Origin of the sequence: Microbacterium timonense (assembly GCF_900292075.1) — a bacterium.
In the GTDB taxonomy this organism is placed as follows: domain Bacteria; phylum Actinomycetota; class Actinomycetes; order Actinomycetales; family Microbacteriaceae; genus Microbacterium; species Microbacterium timonense.
The window spans coordinates 1077550-1095666 of the sequence record NZ_OLMV01000001.1 but is presented as its reverse complement, the minus strand read 5'-3'; the positions used below and the strand labels follow the sequence as shown (position 1 = coordinate 1095666).

The window sequence follows — 18117 nt, the reverse complement described above, 5'->3', positions numbered from 1 at the left end:
TGAGGTGACGGATGCCGCGGCCCGCGGCATCCGTCACTTCATGTCCTTGACCTTCGTCTCGTTGCGGGAGCCGGACTCCGCGTCCCGGAACTTGCCGTCCTTGCCCTGGATCCGCACGTCTCCGCGGCCGCGACCCGTCTTCTCGACGATCTCGTGTGCGCGCTTGATCGCGTCGGCCTGCGTCATGCGGTGCGCCGAGGCGCGTTTCGCATGCTCCTTGATCACATCCCATCCGCCGCGCTCCTCGTTCGGCACGACGTAGCGGTCTTCATCGTTTCTCGCCATGCCGCAGAAGCTAGTGACGTGCGCCCCGTGTCGCGATGGGGTTGCGAACCGCTGTCCGACCTGCTTCTCCGGTGCCGATTTCGACGCACTCGCGTAATAGACACCCGGTTCGGGCGTCTCTTGAATGGGGGCTTCCGCCGGCGACCCGGCCCGGCGCCCCTGGCCGCGAGTCCCGAGTTCGCGGCGACCGGGGGTCGGCATTCTCGCGCCGGCCCCCGGTCTTCGGCGGGCATGAGCCGTTCGGCGCCGCTGCTCTCCGCTACGCCCGTCGGGTCGAAGCCGTCACGGTGAACTTCGCGTTGCGGGCGACCTGCCGCGTCGGTCCCACCGTCCGCTCGAGCACCGAACGGTAGCGCAGCGCAGAATTCCAGACCGTCCAGAGCTCACCACCGGGCCGCAGCACGCGCGCGGCCTCGGCGAACATCCTGGGGGCGATCCCTTCGTGGACCGCGGCTCCGGAGTGGAACGGCGGGTTGAGCGCGATGAAACGCGCGGTGCCGTCGCCTCGCGCACCCAGCATGTCGTCGCGCACCACCTCGACGCGATCTGCCACGCCGTTGGCGGCAGCGGTGGCCACGGCCGAGGCGACAGCCGCGGCGGACTGGTCGCACGCCACGACGCGCAGGGATGGATCGCGCAGCGCGAGCGACACCGCGATGACTCCGCTGCCGCACGCGAGATCGACCACGTCGCCGGGGCCGGACGCCACCGGCGGGAGGTGATCGAGCAGGAACCTGGTTCCGATGTCGATCCCGGTGCCCGCGAAGACACCGCCGAAAGCTCGCACGACCAGTCCCTCGTGCGCTTCCGCGCGCGGGTGCGGTTCGGCGCCGCCGCGAGGTCCGCGCGCGACGAGTACGCGCGACTTCTGACGGGCGTGGCTGACGTCCACGCGGTCGAACGACGCACGCAGCACGTCGTTCATCGCCGGCGTCATGTGCTTCACGCGGCCGCCGGCGAACACGACGACATCCGGTGCCGCAGACGCGGCGATGAGCCCCGCGATGTCATGGAGCGCGTCGAGCGAGCGAGGCAGCCGTACGAGGACGACGCGCGCACCGCTGACGAGTTCAGTCCTGAGCGGCAGTGAGCGAAACGACTCCTGCAGGCCGAACCGCTTCGCATTGGCCGCCAGTGCGCGTTCGCCGGTGAGCGGATCCTGGTGCACCCGGATGCCCGTGGCACCCGCCGCGGCCGCGCTCAGAGTGAGGGCACCATAGCCGTCGCCGATGACCGTCAGCTCGCCGTCGGCCGCTGCGGACCGTGCGGACGCGGACTCATCGAGCAGCAGGCGGTCGGCGGCATCGGCCGCGACCAGATCCGGCGCCTCCACGTCGGGCCAGCGGCGCAGCCCGTCCAGCGAGAAGGTCACCGTCCCACGGTAGCGGGGCTAGCATGAAGCGCGTGCCTGACCGACCCTTCAGCCCCGTCATCTCGCTGCTCACCGTGGCCGCGGTGTGGGACGGTCATCTCGGCGCGCAACTGCGCGACCTCGGTCTCACGACCCGCAAGTACGCGCTGCTGGCGCACGTCGAGGCGACGCCGGGCATCTCATTCAGCGAGCTCGCCCGCCGCTCGCAGATCACGGTGCAGTCCGCCCACGCCGCCGTCCAGACGCTCGTCGCCGACGGTCTGGTCGCCGACGGCAACGCCCACGCCGGCGCGGCGTCGGACCTGCGCGTGACCGAACGGGGAAGCGAGGTGCTGCGCGACGCCGAACAGCGGCTGGCCGCCCTCGACGCGCGCCTCTCCGGCGCGGCGCCCGACCTGGCCGCCGCCTTGAAGGGCCTGCACGAAGATCCGATCGGCCTGGCCGGGCAGAAGTGATCTGCCTTCAGTAGGGCTGAAGGACTTTCAGCTATCCTGAAGGTGTGTTCCGCAATCCGCATCACCTGTTCCGTGCCCTCGCGATCGCCGAGGCCATCTCGTGGACGCTCCTGATCGCGGGCCTCATCGCGCGCGCGGCGACAGGCTGGAGCCTCGGCGTCACCGTAGGTGGAGGCATCCACGGGTTCATCTTCCTGTCGTACGGTGCGACTGTCATCCTGGTCGCCCTCAACAACCGCTGGCGGCTCGGCACGACGCTCGTCGCCCTCGCCAGCGCCGTGATCCCGTACGCCACGATCCCGGCGGAACTGTGGCTGCAGCGCACGCGGCGCCTCGCCGGCGCGTGGCGGCTCGAGGCGACCGACGATCCGCGTGACGGCCGGTGGTTCGACCGCGCGATGCGCTGGTTCCTGCGCCACCCGTGGGTGCTGGCAGCGATCATCGCTGCCGCGGTGATCATGCTGTACGTCGCGCTCCTGCTTATCGGCCCGCCCGGCGGGCGGAGCTGACGCCCGCTCTCAGGCGGCGGAGTCGCGGGCCGGCAGCTGCTGCAGCGTCCAGGTGTTGCCATCGGGGTCGTCGAACTGGACGAACCGGCCCCACGACTGCTCGTCCACCCCGCGGGCGTCGACGCCGACCCCGCGCAGATGCGCCAGCGCCTCGTCGGCGTCGGGCACGACGATCTGGATCGTGTTCTGGCGCCCGGGCTCGAGGTCGATCCCGAGACCGGTGCCGAAGGCGATGGAGCAGGCCGAGCCCGGCGGCGTCATCTGCACGAAGCGCAGGCCGTCGAAGGGCGTCTGGTCGTGGTCGGCGTGGAAGCCGACGCGCTCATAGAACTCCTTGGCGCGGTCGACGTCCGTCACCGGTACGAAGATGAGCTCGATCTTCCAGTCCATGGCTGTTCCTTCCGTTCTTCGATCCCGCGTTCACGGCCGAGATTACGCGCGGGGTCCGACAGGACGACGCCGCGGCCGAGTGCGGGAATACCTGGGCGGCCCGGTGGTTGAACTTGACAATGCGCGTATCAAGTTCAAAACTTGATGCCGATCCACTCAAGTTTCAGGAGAGATGGAATGCCCGAAGACTTCACCCCCCAGACCGGCGACGAGGGAAGCTCGTTCGACGAGTTCCTGGCGCGCTACCTCGCGGGTGAGCGCGCACGCGCCGAGCGCTCGATCGATCTCAGCCGCTACCTCGGCGCCCGCACGCAGGAGCTGCTGCAGCGCGCCGGGAAGTACGCCCTCGAGCGCGGCCAGCGCGAGCTGGACGCGCTGCACGTGCTGCGGATCCTCGTCGCCGAGGCGCCGGCGAGGGACGCCGTGCGCCGCATCGGCGCCGACGCCGACGCGATCGTCCGCGCGACCGAGGAGCGGCTTCCCGCCGCGACCTTCGCCGCGGACGTCGACGGCGCGGTGGTGACGCCATCCGTGCAGCGAGCGCTCTTCCACGCGTTCCAGGTGGCGCGGTCGTCGGGCTCGACGTACGTGGACCCCGAGCACCTCTTCTTCGCTCTGGTCCTCGCCCAGGACACGCCCGCCGGCCAGGTGCTGGCACGCGCCGGCGTGACGGCTGAGGCCCTGACGCAGGGTGCCCGGGAGACCGTGTCGCCCTCGGGCGCCCCGGCCGAGGAGGGGACGGATGCCGCGGCATCCGAGACCCCGATGCTCGACACGTACGCCACCGACCTCACCGCTCGCGCGCTGGCCGGTGAGCTGGACCCGGTCATCGGCCGCGAGGACGAGATCGAGCAGACGATCGAGATCCTCAGCCGCCGCACCAAGAACAACCCGGTGCTGGTCGGCGAGGCGGGCGTCGGCAAGACGGCCATCGTCGAGGGACTGGCGCAGGCGATCGTCGGCGGAGCGGTTCCCGAGCAGCTGCTCGGGAAGCGGGTCGTGGCGCTGGACCTGCCGGCGATGCTCGCCGGCACGCGCTACCGCGGCGACTTCGAGGAGCGCCTGACCAAGACGATGGACGAGATCTCGACGCTGCGCGGCGAGCTCATCGTCTTCATCGACGAGGTGCACACCGTTGTGGGCGCCGGGGGCGCCGGTGACGGAGGCATGGACGCCGGCAACATCCTCAAGCCGCGTCTGGCTCGCGGCGAGCTGCACCTCGTGGGCGCCACGACGCTCAAGGAGTACCGCGTCATCGAGAAGGACCCCGCGCTGGAGCGCCGGTTCCAGCCGGTCAAGGTGGGAGAGCCCTCCATCGAGGACGCCGTGCTCATCCTGCACGGCCTCAAGCCCGCCTACGAAGAGCACCACGGGATCGTGTACACCGACGAGGCGCTGCGCGCGGCCGTCGAGCTCAGCGACCGCTACCTCACCGAGCGTGTGCTGCCCGACAAGGCGATCGACCTCATCGACCAGGCCGGTGCGCGGCTGCGACTGCGCCTGGGTGCCAAGCCCGACGTGAGCGCTCTGCTCGAGCGTCTGGCGACGCTGGAGGCGGACAAGAACGCCGCCGTGTCGGCTGAGCACTACGAGGAAGCCTCGCGGATCCGTGACCAGATCGCGGAGGTCCAGGAACGCCTGGAGCGTGCGACGAAGGCGGGCTCGGGGATCGACGCGATCGTCGACGAGCCGGAGATCGCCGCCGTCATCAGCCGCGCCACCGGCATCCCGGTCAACCGCCTCACCGAGACCGAGCGCGAGCGGCTGGCCGCGCTGGAGGACGAACTGCACGGTCGCGTGATCGGGCAGGAGGACGCGGTGACCGCGGTCGCCAAGGCCGTGCGCCGCAGCCGCACCGGCATGGGCGACGCCCGTCGCCCGGTGGGCTCGTTCCTCTTCCTCGGACCGACCGGCGTCGGCAAGACCGAACTGGCGAAGGCGCTCGCGACCAGCCTGTTCGACGACGAGGGAGCCGTGATCCGCTTCGACATGAGCGAGTTCGGCGAGCGGCACACCGTCTCGCGACTGGTGGGTGCCCCTCCCGGATACGTCGGCTACGACGAGGCCGGGCAGCTCACCGAGCGCGTGCGGCGCAACCCGTACTCGATCGTGCTCTTCGACGAGATCGAGAAGGCGCATCCTGACGTCTTCAACCTGCTGCTGCAGGTCCTGGATGACGGGCGCCTGACCGACGGCCAGGGTCGTACGGTGGACTTCCGCAACACCGTCGTCGTGATGACCTCGAACCTCGGGTCGGAGTTCCTCGCGTCGCGGTCCGGTGCGATCGGCTTCATCGCCGACGGCGGCGGTGCCACCGGGTTCGGGTCGGAGAAGGACCTCCGGGACCGCGTGTTCGCGAAGCTGCGCGAGGCGATGCGTCCGGAGTTCCTCAACCGCATCGACGAGATCGTGCTGTTCCGCAAGCTCGAGAAGCCGCAGCTGCAGAGCATCGTGCGCCTGCTGCTGGCAGACTCCGACGCTCGACTGGCCAAGCGCGAGGTGGACCTCGTGGTGACCGACGGCGCGGTCGAATGGCTCGCCGAGAACGGCTACGAGCCCGAGTACGGTGCTCGCCCGTTGCGCCGGCTGATCCAGCGCGAGGTGGATGACCGCATCGCGGAGCTGTTCGTCACGGGCGCGCTCGCCGACGGCGGAGCGGTGACGGTGGATGCCGGGGACGAAGGCCTGTCGGTGCGCGCAGGGGTTGCCTTCGCGGCCGCCGCCTGATCACTGTCACGAAGGGCGCCGTGCCTGCGGGCGCGGCGCCCTTCGTCGTGTCAGGACCCCAGCATCCGCTTCAGGGTGCGGGCGTTGCGGACGGCGTTGCCCTCGCCGTCGTTGTTGAAGTAGGCGAAGACGCTGTGACCGGAACCCTCCCACTCCCGAATCCGGTCGGCCCACCATCCGAGGTCGGCGTCGGAGTACGAGCCGCCGTAGAGGTGCTCGGGGTCCGGTCCGTGGAGGCGCACGTACACCAGGGGCGCCGTCGCGCGCAGGATGCAGGGGAGGCGCGCCCCGCTCATGACGCAGTAGGCCGCGCCGTGCCGCTCCAGCAAAGCGAAGACCTCCTCCTCGTTCCATGAGGGATGGCGGAACTCGATCGCCGGTCGCGTCCATGCCGGCAGAGCGGTGAGGAACCGGTCGAGCAGCTCGTCGTCGCGCTCGAGCCCGGGGTGCAGCTGCACGATCAGCGGTCCGCGTCGCCCGTCCAGCGCGTGCAGGCCGCGCGTGATGCGCTCGATCCATACCTTGGGCTCACGCAGCCGGCGGGCGTGGGTCAGCCCGCGCGGTGCCTTCACCGCCATCTCGAAGCCTGCGGGTAGGCGATCGCGCCACGTCGCGTAGCGCACGTCGGGCGGCCAGCGGTAGAAGCTGCCGTTGAGCTCCACGGTGTCGAACTCCGTCAGATACTGCTCCAGCCACGTCCGCTGGTCGCCGCGGTACAGCACGCCCCTCCAATGCGGATAGACCCATCCGGAGGTGCCGATGCGTGCCATGCTCCCAGCGTCGCCGATCGCCGCCGACGCCGGCACGGGGTTGCACCGGACCGCCGTCCGCGATAGCCCGCGTCGGGATGCGAGGGTCGGCGACCGCTGCCAGAGTGGGACCATGACGCGCATCGGAGCGATCTTCAACCCCTACACGCACACGCCCGACGAGTTCCGCGACGCCGTGCTGGCGGCCGAAGCGGCGGGGCTGCCCGAACTGTGGATCTGGGAGGACTGCTTCCGCCAGTCCGCCTTCGCGAGCGTCGGCGCGGCGCTGGCCTGGACCGAGGCGCTGCGGGTCGGCATCGGGATCGCTCCCATGCCGCTGCGCAACGTCGCCGCGACGGCGATGGAGATCGCCACAGTGGAGCGGCTCTTCCCCGGTCGCCTGCTGCCGGGCGTCGGTCACGGGGTGCTGGCGTGGATGGGCCAGGTCGGCGCGCGGGTCGCCTCACCGCTCACGCTGATGCGGGAGTACGTGCCGGCGCTGCGCTCGCTCCTGGCCGGCGACGAGGTGACGGCCGACGGACGCTACGTCTGTCTCCAGGGGGTGCGCCTGGACTATGCCCCCCGCACACCGCCGCTCGTCTACGCCGCCGCCGAAGGCCCCAAGACGCTGCGTCTGAGCGGAGAAGTGGCCGACGGCACGGTGCTCGACAGCGGCCACACGCCTGAGGAGGATGCCGCCGCGGTCTCTGCCATTCGCGACGCACGTGCAGAGGCGGGCCGCGGTGGGCGGCACGATGTCGTGGCGTATGTCGTCACGGCGTTCGGCCCCGATGCCGAGGCTCGCGCCGTCGCCGATGTCGGCGACAAGCCCGACCCGGCCGAGCGGGCGCTGTGGGGGGAGCCCGCAGAAGTGGCGGCCGGTGCGCAGCGGTTCTTCGACGCGGGCGTGGACGACGTCGTGCTGCTTCCCGCCTCGCGCGGCGACATCGCGGACTTCTACCGCGGCGCCGGCGAGGTGTCGCGACTCGTGTCGAAGGATGCCTCATGACGGCGGCACTCTCGCTGGGCATCGCGGCGGCCGGCGGCCCCGGCCTCGCCGCCCGGATCGGCCCGGCGGCCGAGGCGGCCGGCTTCACGGCGCTGTGGGTCAACGACACCCCCGGTCACGACGCGCTCGAGGTGCTGGAGGCGGCGGCCGCCGCCACCGATCGGCTGGTGCTCGCCACCGGAGTCCTGCCGGTCGACCGGCGCTCGATCGATGAGATCGTGCGCGCAGCCTCGCGCCTCCCGGCCGACCGACTGGTGCTCGGCATCGGGTCCGGGCAGCTCCGCCGCGGCGCCGTCGAGCGTGTGGCGGATGCCGCCGCCCGGTTGCGCGAGCGCGTGGGCGCTCGCGTCGTGGTCGGGGCGCTGGGCCCGAAGATGCGACGGACCGCCGCGGCGGCATCCGATGGTGTGCTCCTCAGCTGGCTGACGCCCGAGGTCGCCGCCGCGCAGGCGGCGGAAGCCCATGCGGTGAACCCCCGCGCCCACGTCGCGCTGTATGTGCGCAGCGCCGCCGAGGCCGCCGCGGTTCCCGCGCTCGAGGAGGAGACCGCCCGCTACGCGGGCTACCCGGCGTATGCGGCGAACTTCGCCCGGCTGGGAATGGATGCCGCCGACACCGTGATCTCCCCGGCCGCCCTGCGCGATCGCGTCGCGGCATACCGTCGCGCCACCGACGAGGTGGTGCTGCGTGTCATCACCGCGTCGGGGAGCGCCGACGAGCACCTGCGCTTCATCGACGCGGTCGACGCGCGCTGACGGCTCCCCGCATGTCGGGGGCGGGTGCGAGAATGCGGGGGTGCTGCTGAACGATCTGGTCGTCGCGACCGACGCCGTCGCCGCCACCAGCTCGCGCCTGGCGAAGGTCTCGGCACTCGCCACGGCGCTGCGTGAGCTTCGCGAAGACGAGGTCGCAACGGCGATCGGCTTCCTCACGGCCAATCCCCGCCAGGGGCGCCTCGGTGTCGGCTGGCGCAGCCTGGCGGGCCTGTCGGTGCAGCACGCCGATGAGCCCGCGCTGACCATCCTCGAGGTCGATGCGGCCCTCAGCAGGCTGGCCGCGGCGGACGGCGCCGGCTCGGTGGAGGCTCGGCGAACCGAGCTCGATGCCCTCGCGTCGGCGGCGACCGCCGCGGAGTGGGACTTCCTGGCACGGGTCATGCTGGGCGAGCTGCGCACCGGCGCCCTGGAGGGTGTGCTGCTGGATGCCATCGCGAAGGCCGCCGGGCGGGAGACCGCCGTCGTCCGCCGCGCGGCGATGCTCTCAGGCGATCTGGGTGAGACGGCACGAATCGCGCTCTTCGCCAGCCCCGAGGACCTCGCCGAAGTGGGCCTGCAGGTGGGCCGCGGGGTACTTCCCATGCTCGCCTCGACGGCGGGCTCGGCCACCGCGGCCCTCCAGACGCTCGGGACCGCGGCATCCGTGGAGTACAAGCTGGACGGCGCGCGCATCCAGGTCCATCGCGATGGTGACGACGTCCGCGTGTTCACCCGGAGCCTCGCCGACGTCACGCATCGCGTGCCCGAGATCGTCCAGACGGTGCGCGCCCTTCCAGCGCACCGTGTGATCCTCGACGGCGAGACGCTCTCGCTCGACGAAGACGGCGCGCCCCGGCCCTTCCAGGACACGATGGCGCGTTTCGGGTCCGAGACCGCCGCGGCCGTCGCGCTGCGGCCCTGGTTCTTCGACATCCTCCATCTGGACGGCCGGGACCTGATCGACGAGCCGCTGTCGACCCGGCTGGAGGTGCTGGACGAGGTCGCGGGATCCGCCCGCATGCCGGGGATCGTCACCGACGACCCCGTGCGCGCCGAGGAGTTCTCCCGGGAAGCGCTGACGGCCGGCCATGAAGGCGTGATGGTCAAGGCGCTCGATGCTCCGTATGCGGCCGGCCGCCGCGGCAAGAGCTGGCTCAAGGTCAAGCCCGTGCTGACGTACGACCTCGTCGTGCTCGCGGTGGAATGGGGCTCCGGGCGCCGCACCGGTCTGCTCTCGAACCTGCATCTGGGTGCCCTCGACCCCGACGGCGAGTTCGGCGAACCCGGCGGGTTCGTGATGGTGGGGAAGACCTTCAAGGGCCTCACCGACGCCACGCTGCGGTGGCAGACGGATCACTTCCCGACGATCCAGACGCACCGCACGTCGTATGCCGTGCACGTGCGCCCCGAGACCGTCGTCGAGATCGCGATCGACGGCGTGCAGCGCTCGTCCCGGTATCCCGGCGGGGTGGCACTGCGCTTCGCGCGAGTGAAGGGCTATCGGCCGGACAAGCGCCCCGACGAAGCCGACACGATCCAGACGCTGCGCGGTCTGCTGCGCGGGTGACGGACCGCCGTGGGCATGCCAAACCTATGATGAGCGCATGACGAAGGCACCGGCGCCCGGCGCCGCCTACGAGCACCGCAGCTTCGGCGCCCCCGGAGCAGAGCGCACGGTGGTGCTGTTGCGCGCGGGAGTCTCGAACCTGACCGACCCGTACCCCGACGTCACCGCGCGTCGTGACGTGCGCATCCTCGCCGTGGCGGTCACGACGGATGACGTCGACGACCCGGCAGCCTACCGCGGCGCCACGCCGGCCGAGACCACGGCAGCCGCGCTCGCACGATTTCTCGCCGAGGAGCAGCACGACCGGCCGCTCGGCATGGTGGGTGTCGGCGAGGCGGGGGAGCTGGCCATCATGCTCGCCGCTGACCTGGGCAGCGGCGTCGATCGGCTCGCACTCGTCGCCGTGCCGCGACCGGAGTCAGAGCTCGGCGCAAGCGAGGTCGCCGGGCTCCTCGACCGCATCCCGGCGAAGACGCTCCTGATGAACGGCCAGGCCGACCCAACGGCCGCATCCGATGCGGCGCGCTGGTTCAAGAATCACCTGGCATCCACCCGGGTCGAGATGGTGCCCAGGGCGGACGGCCTCGAGGCGCGGCTCATCCTCGCCGACGTCTGGGAGCGCGTGCTGGCGCACGTCGCGCCCGGCACGGTGCGATGACCCGCCTCGTCGTCCTCACCGGCGCGGGCATCTCGGCGGAGAGCGGCGTGCCCACCTTCCGCGGGCCCGACGGGCTGTGGGAAGGGCACCGCATCGAAGACGTCGCGACACCGGAGGCGTTCGAACGAGACCCGCACACCGTCCTGCGGTTCTATGACGAACGACGCCGGGCGCTCCACGGCGTCGAACCGAACCCCGCCCATACGGCGCTGGCGCGGCTGGAGCGAGCGATCGGTGCGGATCTGCTGATCGTCACGCAGAACGTGGACGACCTCCACGAGCGCGCCGGCACGCGCAACCTCGTGCACATGCACGGGGAGCTCCGCCGCGCCCAGTGCCTGTCATGCGGCGCGCGGCCCGCGTGGGACGCCGACCTCGCGCCACGACCGGCCTGCCCGGTGTGCGGCGAACGGATGCTGCGCCCCGACGTGGTCTGGTTCGGCGAGATGCCCTACGAGCTCGATCGCATCGAGCAGGCAGTCGTCGCGGCAGATGTCTTCGTGTCCATCGGCACTTCGGGGGCCGTGTACCCAGCTGCCGGCTACGTGGCACTCGCGGCGGCCTTCGGCGCGCGCACCGTGGAACTGAACCTGGAATCCAGCGACGCGCTCATCCCGTTCGATGACGCGCGCACCGGTCCGGCAAGCACGCTCGTCCCGGCGTGGGTCGATGAAGTGATGCGGGCGGGCGCCTGACCGGCCTGAACGGGCGAGAGCGCCGGGTGGGGCATCCACCCGGCGCTCTCGCACTGACCTGCGAGGCTTACGTGCGCGCCCCGCCGGCCCGTACCCGCGAGAGGGCGTCGACGGTGGCGGCGAGGATCAGCACGCCGCCGGTGACGAGCAGGTTGATGCCCGCGGGCAGGTTCAGCAGCCCCAGGCCGTTGGTGATGGTCGCGATCACGAGGGCGCCGATGGCGGCGTGCATCAGCCGGCCCTTTCCACCGAACAGGCTCACGCCACCCACCACGGCGGCGGCGACACCCGACAGCACGATGTCGCGGCCGACGGTCGCGTCGACGGACCCCACGCGTGCCACACTCAGCAGCGCGGAGAAGACCGCGAGGCTCGAGCAGATGACGAACGCCCACCACTTGATCCACCGCACCTTGACGCCCGAGCGGCGCGCGGCCTCCGCGTTGCCGCCGATGGCGTAGACGTAGCGGCCGAACTTCGTGCGGTCCAGCACGAACGTGCCGATCCACAGGATCGCCAGCACCACCGGCACTACGATCGGGACGCCGGCGACCTCGACGACGGACTGCCCTCGGTTCTGGTTGAGCACGTACACGACCACGCCGCCGATCACCGCGATGACGGCGAGCTTGATCCATACGAGCGACAGCGCCCGATTGGGGACGCCGGCGCGCGTGCGACGCGCGCGATCCCAGAACGAGGTGCCCGCCGAGATCGCGAGCATGATCGCGAGCATGACCCAGCCGCCCCAGACCGGCAGGTTGCCGTTCTGCAGGGCGATGAGCTCGGGAACCTCGAGCCGGAACAGGCCGCCCGGGCCGATGACGACCAGCGCCAGTCCCTGGAAGCCCAGGAACAGGCCCAGCGTCACCACGAACGACGGGATTCCCACCCTCGCCACGAAGAACCCGATGAAGGCGCCGGTGAGGAAGCCGAATCCGAAGCCGATCAGCAGCGCGAGCGGCCAGGGGATGCCGAACTGGGCGTTGAGGACCACGAACAGGGCCATGCCCACGCCGCCGGTCACGCCCGCGGAGAGGTCGATCTCGCCGAGGAGGAGCACGAACACCAGTGCCATGCCGAGAACGACGAGGGTCGCCGCCTGATTCAGGAGGTTGGCGAAGTTGCGCTCCGTGAGGAAGAACGGGCTGAGCGCGGAGAACAGGACGAACAGCACGACGAGGCCGCCGATGGCCGGAAGGGCCCCCATGTCGCCGCCACGCACGCGCTGCCACCAGGCCGCGACCTGGTCTCCGATCCCGCCCTCGACGCCGCTGCCGATCAGGTCGCTGGCCAGCGGATCGGGCGCGGCCTCGGTCCGGGTCGTGGCGTTGCTGCTCATTCCGCGCCTCCTTCGGTGCGAACGGTCGAGGTGTCGAGGATGGTCACGCCTTGCGGCGCCTTCGTGCCGGTGATGTAGCCGACCACGTCGTCACGGGTGGTCTCGTTGGTCGGGATCTGCGCGACCATCTGCCCGAGGTACAGCACGGCGATGTCGTCGGCGACCTCGAACACGTCGGCGAGGTTGTGGCTGATGAGGATCACCGCAACGCCCTGCTCGCTCAGGCGCTTGACGAGGTTCAGCACCTGCTCGGTCTGGGCGACGCCCAGGGCGGCGGTGGGCTCATCGAGGATGACCACGCGAGCCTTCTTCAGCACCGCGCGGGCGATCGCGACGGTCTGGCGCTGGCCACCGGACAGGCTCGAGACCTTCTGCCGCACCGACTTCACCGTCCGCACCGAGAGGGAGCGCAGGGTGTCGGATGCCTCCTTCTCCATGCGGCCCTCGTCGAAGGTTCCGGCGGAGAGCTCCTCACGGCCGAGGAACATGTTCTGGACGATGTCGAGGTTGTCGCACAGGGCGAGGTCCTGGTAGACGACCTCGATGCCCAGGTTCGATGCGTCGCGGGGTGCGTGGAGGTCCCGGTGGACTCCGTCGATCAGCACCTCGCCCTCGTCGTAGGGCTGCACGCCAGCAAGCCCCTTGATGAGCGTGGACTTTCCGGCGCCGTTGTCGCCGACGAGGGCGGTGACCCGGCCGGGGTGGACGGAGAGGTCGACGCCCTTGAGGACGCTGACCGGGCCGAAGGACTTCTTGACGCCGACCAGTTTGATGATCGGGTCGGTGCCGACTGCGACGGCGGGAGGGGTGATGGTGTCTGACATGCTCGCTTCCTTGCGTGTGCGCCGTACGGGCGGGCCCGGTTCGGACCCGGTGCGCTGCGAGGGGCGCCGCGCCTGATCGACGCGACGCCCCCGCAGCCGAGACGGGCCTTACTGGGCGGTGACTCCGTACTGCTCGCACGCAGCCATCACGTCGGGCGTGCAGACGTCGTCGTAGTCGGCGTCACCGGCGGCGATGACGTCCTTGACCTTGTCGGGTCCGACCAGGATCGGCGTGACCTGGATGTACGGCGTGCCGTCGTCGAGCTCGGCGTCGGTCTTGACGTCCTCACCGTTCAGGAGCGAGATCGCCGTCTCGACGGCGGCGGTGGCCTCGTCCTTCACCGGCTTGTAGACCGTGGCGGTCTGCCAGCCGAGGAGGATGTTCTGCAGGCCGGCGACGTTCGCGTCCTGACCCGACACGGCGACGCCGGTCAGGTTGTTGTCCTGCAGGACCTTGATGACGCCCGCGGCGTTGGTGTCGTTGGCGACCCACACGCCGTCGACCTTGCCGCCGAGCGAGGTCAGCGCCTGCTCGAAGTTGGTCTGCGACTTGGCCTGGTCCCAGACCCCGGGGGGCTCGGCGGCCGCCTTGATGCCGGCGGCCTCCATCACCTCGACGGCCCCGTCGTGGAACATCGCGGCGTTGCCGTCGGTCGGGTCGCCGCCCATGTACACGACGACCGCGGTCGCCGGGTCCTTGCCGGCGGTGGCGAGGCCGTCCAGCACCGTCTGGCCCTCGAGGCGTCCGACCTCGACGTTGTCGAACGACACGTAGTAGTCGGCGCCGTCGAAGGGACGGTCGTACGCGATCACCGGGATGCCTTCGCCCTTGGCCTTCTCGGCCACGGCCTCGGCCGCGCCCTGGTAGTCGACGAGGAGCATCACGCCGCAGCCCTTGGTGAGCTGCTGGTCGGCGATGGTGGCGTACTTGTTGGTGTCGCCCTGGGCGTTCTGGATGTCGGCTTCGAACCCCGCCGCCTCGAGACCTTCCTGCAGGTACTTGCGGTCGAAGTTCTCCCAGCGCGGCGAGGAGGCCGCGTCGGGGAGGATGACGCACGCGCGTCCGGCCGCGTCGCCGCCGCCTCCGCCGTCGGTCGCGCCGCCATTTCCGCCGCTGTTGCTGGAACAGCCGGCCAGCACCATCGCAGCGGCACCCGCCAGGGCTGCCACCGCGAGGAGTGAAGACTTCTTCATCTTTCGCCTTTCGTCGTTGAAGCGAGCGAGGCCCCAGGGTCGCCCTCGGGTTGATCGCGCTGAAAGCGATCATGACGACATCGATTCTTATCGTCAAGTCTTGAACGTAACGCTTTGGCAACGCCCCGCCGATGCGCGCGACCACGGCGAACTCGCGCGCTCGCAGACAGCGCTTACCCGTCAGATTGGTGAGGATCTCTGGGCGTCACCGTGCAGAATGCCATCCGTCATCCCGAACATGCGCGGGCGCGCCGCGCGGAGCGTTCGTCAAGTGAAGGCACGGCGGATGTCAGGCGCGACCGGTGGCCGCACGCGTGCGGCGGGAGATCGAATCCACGATGACCGCGAGAACGAGCACGACGCCGGTCACCATGAACTGGACCGAGGAGTCGAGGTTCAGCAGGGTCAGGCCGGACGAGATCGACTGGATGACGACGATGCCGATCAGAGCGGCATAGGCGGAACCGCGACCCCCGAACAGGCTGGTGCCGCCGATGACCGCCGCCGCGATGGCGTTGAGGTTCACGTCGCCGGTGCCGGAACTCTGGTTGGCGGAGGCCAGACGCGCCGCCGCGAGGATGCCCCCGACCGCGGCGAGCGTGGAGCACATCGCGAAGACCGACAGATAGATGCGGTTCACACGGATGCCGGCACGCCGTGCCGCCTCGACCGAGCCGCCGACGGCGTACACGGCCCGTCCCCATCGTGTGCGGGTGAGCAGGAAGTCCATCACGACGACGAGCGCGAGGAAGAAGAGGAACATCACACCCACGCCGCGGTCGAGGCTCAGGTACCAGGTCGCGGCCGCCAGGAACACGAGCAGCACGGTGCTGCGCACCGCGATGGACGTGTAGCTCTGGCTCACGAGGTTGGCCGCGGCGCGCCGCTGCGCGGTGCGCACCCGCGACCACGCGTACACGCCCACCGAGACCACGGCGAGCACGTACGCGGCCCACGGCGGGAGGAACAGCTGCTGGGCGAACTGGACGATCCACGTGTCGAACGGGATGGCGATCGAACCGGTCCGGCCCAGGACCCACAGCTGCAGGCCGAGGAAGCCGAGCAGCCCGGCCAGGGTGATGACGAAGCTGGGGAGCCCGAACCGCGTGTACAGATAGCCGTAGAGCAGGCCGACGACGCATCCGATCGCCATCGCCGCGAGCACGGCGAACACGAGGTTCCACTGCAGCTGCACGAACGCGACGGCGAGCACGGCGGCGGCCAGGCCCGATACCGAGCCGACCGAGAGGTCGATCTCGCCGACCAGCAGCACGACGACCACGCCGAGGGCGATCGTGCCGATGGCGGCGCACTGCATCGTCAGGTTGACGAGGTTCTCGCTGGAGAGGAACGCGGGGTTGAGTGCCTGGAACGCCGTCCAGATGACGATGATGCCGAGTACGACGGGCAGCGCGCCGAGGTCGCCGCCGCGGATGCGCGAGAGGAACGCCTCCGTGGCGTGACGGATGCCGCTTCCGCTGAGGAGGGGCTCGTCCACGTGCACGCCCTCGCCCGGGCGACCATCGCGGGTGCCGGTCATCGCCGCCCGTTCCCACGGGGTCGCGTCGACCGACGGGCGCCGCCCGGCGGCATCCGGATCACCGTGCCTCCGCCGGGCTCGCCGGCGGCGTCGGCGGGAGGCGCGGCGGGCTCCCCGGTGCCGGGCGGGGTGTCGGCTCCGGCCCGATCGGACCGCCGGGCGGGGGAGTGGTCCACGGCGCCGGTGATGGCGGCGATGAGCGTCTCGCTGGTCACGTCGGGCACGTTGTAGACGCCGTTGTTGCGTCCCAGTCTCAGCACCACGACGCGATCGGCCACCGCCAGGACGTCCGCCATGTTGTGGCTGATGAGGATCACTCCGTGGCCGCGCTCGCGCAGCCGCTCGATGAGGTTGAGCACCTCGGCCGTCTGCGCCACGCCCAGCGCGGCGGTCGGCTCGTCGAGGATCACGATCCGGGGCTCTCCGATGAGCGACCGGGCGATCGCGACGGTCTGACGCTGTCCGCCCGAGAGCGAGGCGACGGGGATCCGGACGGACGGGATCTTGGCCGACAGCTCCCGCAGCAGCGTCCAGGTGCGCTGCTCCATGCCGACCTCATCGAGGGTCGCACCGTCGCGCAGCTCCCGTCCGAGCCACAGGTTCGCCACGACGTCGAGGTTGTCGCACAGCGCGAGGTCCTGGAAGATCGTCTCGATCCCGAGCCGCTGCGCGTCGGCGGGGGAGTCGATGACCACGGGCTCGCCGTCGAACTCGATCGTGCCGGCGTCGGGCGGGTGCACGCCCGCCAGCACCTTCACGAGCGTCGATTTGCCCGCGCCGTTGTCGCCGACCAGGGCCACCACCTCGCCCTCGTTGACCCAGAAGTCGACGTCGGTGAGAGCCCGCACCGCGCCGAAGCGCTTGCCGATGCCGCGCATCGTCAGCACGCGTTCGCGCGGGCGTCCGGTCCGCGGCTGGCTCATCGACATCATCCGGACCCTACCCGATGCCCGCCGCCGCGCATGCATCCGCGTAGGCGGGCGTGCAGATCTCCGAGACGCTCCAGAAGCCGTCGGCCACCACGGTGTCCATGATGTCGTCGACGGTCACCGCGACCGGGTCGAGAAGGGTCGCCGGTGTGCCTTCGATCTCCAGCGGCGCGGTCACCTCCTCGCCGTGCAGCAGCTTGACGGCGACCTCTGCGGCCAGCTCGGCCTGCGGTTTGATGGCCTTGTACACGGTCATGTACTGGTCGCCGGTGAGGATGCGCTGGATCGCCGAGAGCTCGGCATCCTGACCGGTGACGATCGGCAGCGGCTCGACGTTGGCGACCCGCAGGGCCGCGATCGCGCCGCCGGCGGTGGCGTCGTTGGCCGCGTAGACGCCGGCGATCGCGTCGCCGTGCTGGGCGATCTGGCCGGCCACCCACTCCTGCGCCTTCTCGGGATTCCAGCCGGGCGTGTCGTACTCCGCCAGCACACGCAGGCCGCTGTCGTCGATGACGCTGTGCGCGCCCTCTTTGAAGAGGGCCGCGTTGCTGTCGGTGGGGGAGCCGTTGACCATGAGGATGCCGCCGCCGTCGTCGCTCTCGCGGACGCCCTCGACGAAGGCGGTCGCCTGCAGCACCCCGACCTTCTCGTTGTCGAAGGAGATGTAGTACGCCAGATCGCCGCCCGCGACGAGCCGGTCGTAGGAGATGACCGGCACGCCCCTCGCGTTGGCCGACGTCACGATGCTCACCGCGGCGTTCGCGTCGACCGGGTCCAGCACCAGCACTCCGGCGCCGGCGGTGAGCGCGGACTCGGCCTGCTGCTGCTGCTTGGCGGCATCCTGGTCGGCGTTGGCGTAGAGCACGTCGTAGTCGCCCAGCTCCGCCACACGCGCCTCGAACAACGGCCGGTCGAAGGTCTCGTACCGCGCGGTCTTGGCATCGGGCAGCAGCAGCGCGATGGTGTCGTCGGCGGGGGTCCCCTCTCCGTGCGACGGTGCGCCCGTGCAGGCCGCGAGGACGACCGCCGTCGCGACTGCGGTCGCGACGGTGGCCATCGCGCGGCGCCCGCTCGGGAGCCGCCGCGGCCGTGTCAGTCGCGAACGGGACATCGCACG

18 protein-coding genes are annotated in these 18117 nt (G+C 70.9%); 8 read left to right on the top strand and 10 right to left on the bottom strand.

The annotated features are described in order from the left end of the window. Positions 1-33 precede the first annotated feature (33 nt). Both C9992_RS05235 and C9992_RS05230 read right to left on the bottom strand, forming a co-directional pair. Positions 34-285 carry a DUF2188 domain-containing protein gene (locus C9992_RS05235; RefSeq protein WP_106814450.1) on the bottom strand — a complete coding sequence of 84 codons (252 nt, stop codon included), beginning with the start codon at positions 283-285 and terminating at the stop codon, positions 34-36. Positions 286-544: 259 nt separating this feature from the next. Next, on the bottom strand, positions 545-1657 hold the full coding sequence (locus C9992_RS05230) for a class I SAM-dependent methyltransferase (RefSeq protein WP_106814449.1): 1113 nt from the start codon (positions 1655-1657) through the stop codon (positions 545-547). A 32-nt stretch (positions 1658-1689) separates the two neighbouring features. On the opposite strand from C9992_RS05230, the gene C9992_RS05225 reads away from it, so the two are divergent. Both C9992_RS05225 and C9992_RS05220 read left to right on the top strand, forming a co-directional pair. Then, the gene (locus C9992_RS05225; protein ID WP_407662211.1) at positions 1690-2112 is read left to right on the top strand and encodes a MarR family winged helix-turn-helix transcriptional regulator; all 423 of its coding nucleotides are present in this window, start codon (positions 1690-1692) and stop codon (positions 2110-2112) included. Between the two features lie 44 nt (positions 2113-2156). Continuing rightward, on the top strand, positions 2157-2621 hold the full coding sequence (locus C9992_RS05220; RefSeq protein WP_106814447.1) for a DUF3817 domain-containing protein: 465 nt from the start codon (positions 2157-2159) through the stop codon (positions 2619-2621). 9 nt (positions 2622-2630) lie between these two features. On the opposite strand, the gene C9992_RS05215 is transcribed toward C9992_RS05220, so the two are convergent. Continuing rightward, a complete protein-coding gene (locus tag C9992_RS05215; RefSeq protein ID WP_106814446.1) occupies positions 2631-3011 on the bottom strand; it encodes a GNAT family N-acetyltransferase in 381 nt (126 codons plus the stop codon). Positions 3012-3188: 177 nt separating this feature from the next. Between C9992_RS05215 and C9992_RS05210 the strand changes: the two genes are divergently transcribed. After that, the gene (locus C9992_RS05210) at positions 3189-5738 is read left to right on the top strand and encodes an ATP-dependent Clp protease ATP-binding subunit (RefSeq protein WP_106814445.1); all 2550 of its coding nucleotides are present in this window, start codon (positions 3189-3191) and stop codon (positions 5736-5738) included. 50 nt (positions 5739-5788) lie between these two features. Here C9992_RS05210 and C9992_RS05205 read toward each other — a convergent pair whose 3' ends face one another. Then, positions 5789-6508 (bottom strand): DUF72 domain-containing protein, encoded by a 720-nt coding sequence (locus C9992_RS05205; protein WP_106814444.1) that lies wholly within the window; start codon positions 6506-6508, stop codon positions 5789-5791. Between the two features lie 112 nt (positions 6509-6620). On the opposite strand from C9992_RS05205, the gene C9992_RS05200 reads away from it, so the two are divergent. Genes C9992_RS05200 through C9992_RS05180 form a run of 5 tightly spaced genes read left to right on the top strand, consistent with a single transcriptional unit; the run spans position 6621 to position 11171 of the window. Next, positions 6621-7496 carry an LLM class flavin-dependent oxidoreductase gene (locus C9992_RS05200; RefSeq protein WP_106814443.1) on the top strand — a complete coding sequence of 292 codons (876 nt, stop codon included), beginning with the start codon at positions 6621-6623 and terminating at the stop codon, positions 7494-7496. Further along, positions 7493-8251 (top strand): LLM class flavin-dependent oxidoreductase, encoded by a 759-nt coding sequence (locus C9992_RS05195; RefSeq protein ID WP_106814442.1) that lies wholly within the window; start codon positions 7493-7495, stop codon positions 8249-8251. The genes C9992_RS05200 and C9992_RS05195 overlap by 4 nt, the downstream gene beginning before the upstream one ends. 40 nt (positions 8252-8291) lie before the next feature. After that, positions 8292-9818 carry an ATP-dependent DNA ligase gene (locus C9992_RS05190; protein WP_106814441.1) on the top strand — a complete coding sequence of 509 codons (1527 nt, stop codon included), beginning with the start codon at positions 8292-8294 and terminating at the stop codon, positions 9816-9818. 37 nt (positions 9819-9855) lie between these two features. Then, complete coding sequence (locus C9992_RS05185; RefSeq protein ID WP_106814440.1) at positions 9856-10476, top strand: alpha/beta fold hydrolase; 621 nt, start codon at positions 9856-9858, stop codon at positions 10474-10476. Further along, a complete protein-coding gene (locus C9992_RS05180; protein WP_106814439.1) occupies positions 10473-11171 on the top strand; it encodes an NAD-dependent deacylase in 699 nt (232 codons plus the stop codon). The genes C9992_RS05185 and C9992_RS05180 overlap by 4 nt, the downstream gene beginning before the upstream one ends. Positions 11172-11238: 67 nt before the next feature. On the opposite strand, the gene C9992_RS05175 is transcribed toward C9992_RS05180, so the two are convergent. The 6 genes from C9992_RS05175 to C9992_RS05150 form a co-directional block, all read right to left on the bottom strand. Then, the gene (locus tag C9992_RS05175) at positions 11239-12513 is read right to left on the bottom strand and encodes a sugar ABC transporter permease (protein ID WP_106814438.1); all 1275 of its coding nucleotides are present in this window, start codon (positions 12511-12513) and stop codon (positions 11239-11241) included. Next, the gene (locus C9992_RS05170) at positions 12510-13337 is read right to left on the bottom strand and encodes an ATP-binding cassette domain-containing protein (protein ID WP_106814437.1); all 828 of its coding nucleotides are present in this window, start codon (positions 13335-13337) and stop codon (positions 12510-12512) included. Before C9992_RS05170 ends, C9992_RS05175 begins: the two co-directional genes overlap by 4 nt. 108 nt (positions 13338-13445) lie before the next feature. Continuing rightward, on the bottom strand, positions 13446-14531 hold the full coding sequence (locus tag C9992_RS05165) for a sugar ABC transporter substrate-binding protein (protein WP_106814436.1): 1086 nt from the start codon (positions 14529-14531) through the stop codon (positions 13446-13448). A 289-nt stretch (positions 14532-14820) separates the two neighbouring features. After that, positions 14821-16071 (bottom strand): sugar ABC transporter permease, encoded by a 1251-nt coding sequence (locus C9992_RS05160; RefSeq protein WP_106814435.1) that lies wholly within the window; start codon positions 16069-16071, stop codon positions 14821-14823. Continuing rightward, a complete protein-coding gene (locus C9992_RS05155; RefSeq protein ID WP_106814663.1) occupies positions 16068-17000 on the bottom strand; it encodes an ATP-binding cassette domain-containing protein in 933 nt (310 codons plus the stop codon). The genes C9992_RS05160 and C9992_RS05155 overlap by 4 nt, the downstream gene beginning before the upstream one ends. Before the next feature lie 10 nt (positions 17001-17010). Beyond that, the gene (locus C9992_RS05150) at positions 17011-18111 is read right to left on the bottom strand and encodes a sugar ABC transporter substrate-binding protein (protein WP_106814434.1); all 1101 of its coding nucleotides are present in this window, start codon (positions 18109-18111) and stop codon (positions 17011-17013) included. Positions 18112-18117 lie beyond the last annotated feature (6 nt).

Excerpts from the sequence above, each read along its gene's own strand:
- C9992_RS05235 (WP_106814450.1), bottom strand. The coding sequence starts at position 285 with ATGGCGAGAAACGATGAAGACCGCTACGTCGTGCCGAACGAGGAGCGC.
- C9992_RS05215 (WP_106814446.1), bottom strand. The coding sequence starts at position 3,011 with ATGGACTGGAAGATCGAGCTCATCTTCGTACCGGTGACGGACGTCGAC.
- C9992_RS05210 (WP_106814445.1), top strand. The coding sequence starts at position 3,189 with ATGCCCGAAGACTTCACCCCCCAGACCGGCGACGAGGGAAGCTCGTTC.
- C9992_RS05205 (WP_106814444.1), bottom strand. The coding sequence starts at position 6,508 with ATGGCACGCATCGGCACCTCCGGATGGGTCTATCCGCATTGGAGGGGC.
- C9992_RS05200 (WP_106814443.1), top strand. The coding sequence starts at position 6,621 with ATGACGCGCATCGGAGCGATCTTCAACCCCTACACGCACACGCCCGAC.
- C9992_RS05195 (WP_106814442.1), top strand. The coding sequence starts at position 7,493 with ATGACGGCGGCACTCTCGCTGGGCATCGCGGCGGCCGGCGGCCCCGGC.
- C9992_RS05185 (WP_106814440.1), top strand. The coding sequence starts at position 9,856 with ATGACGAAGGCACCGGCGCCCGGCGCCGCCTACGAGCACCGCAGCTTC.
- C9992_RS05180 (WP_106814439.1), top strand. The coding sequence starts at position 10,473 with ATGACCCGCCTCGTCGTCCTCACCGGCGCGGGCATCTCGGCGGAGAGC.
- C9992_RS05175 (WP_106814438.1), bottom strand. The coding sequence starts at position 12,513 with ATGAGCAGCAACGCCACGACCCGGACCGAGGCCGCGCCCGATCCGCTG.
- C9992_RS05170 (WP_106814437.1), bottom strand. The coding sequence starts at position 13,337 with ATGTCAGACACCATCACCCCTCCCGCCGTCGCAGTCGGCACCGACCCG.
- C9992_RS05165 (WP_106814436.1), bottom strand. The coding sequence starts at position 14,531 with ATGAAGAAGTCTTCACTCCTCGCGGTGGCAGCCCTGGCGGGTGCCGCT.
- C9992_RS05160 (WP_106814435.1), bottom strand. The coding sequence starts at position 16,071 with ATGACCGGCACCCGCGATGGTCGCCCGGGCGAGGGCGTGCACGTGGAC.
- C9992_RS05155 (WP_106814663.1), bottom strand. The coding sequence starts at position 17,000 with ATGTCGATGAGCCAGCCGCGGACCGGACGCCCGCGCGAACGCGTGCTG.
- C9992_RS05150 (WP_106814434.1), bottom strand. The coding sequence starts at position 18,111 with ATGTCCCGTTCGCGACTGACACGGCCGCGGCGGCTCCCGAGCGGGCGC.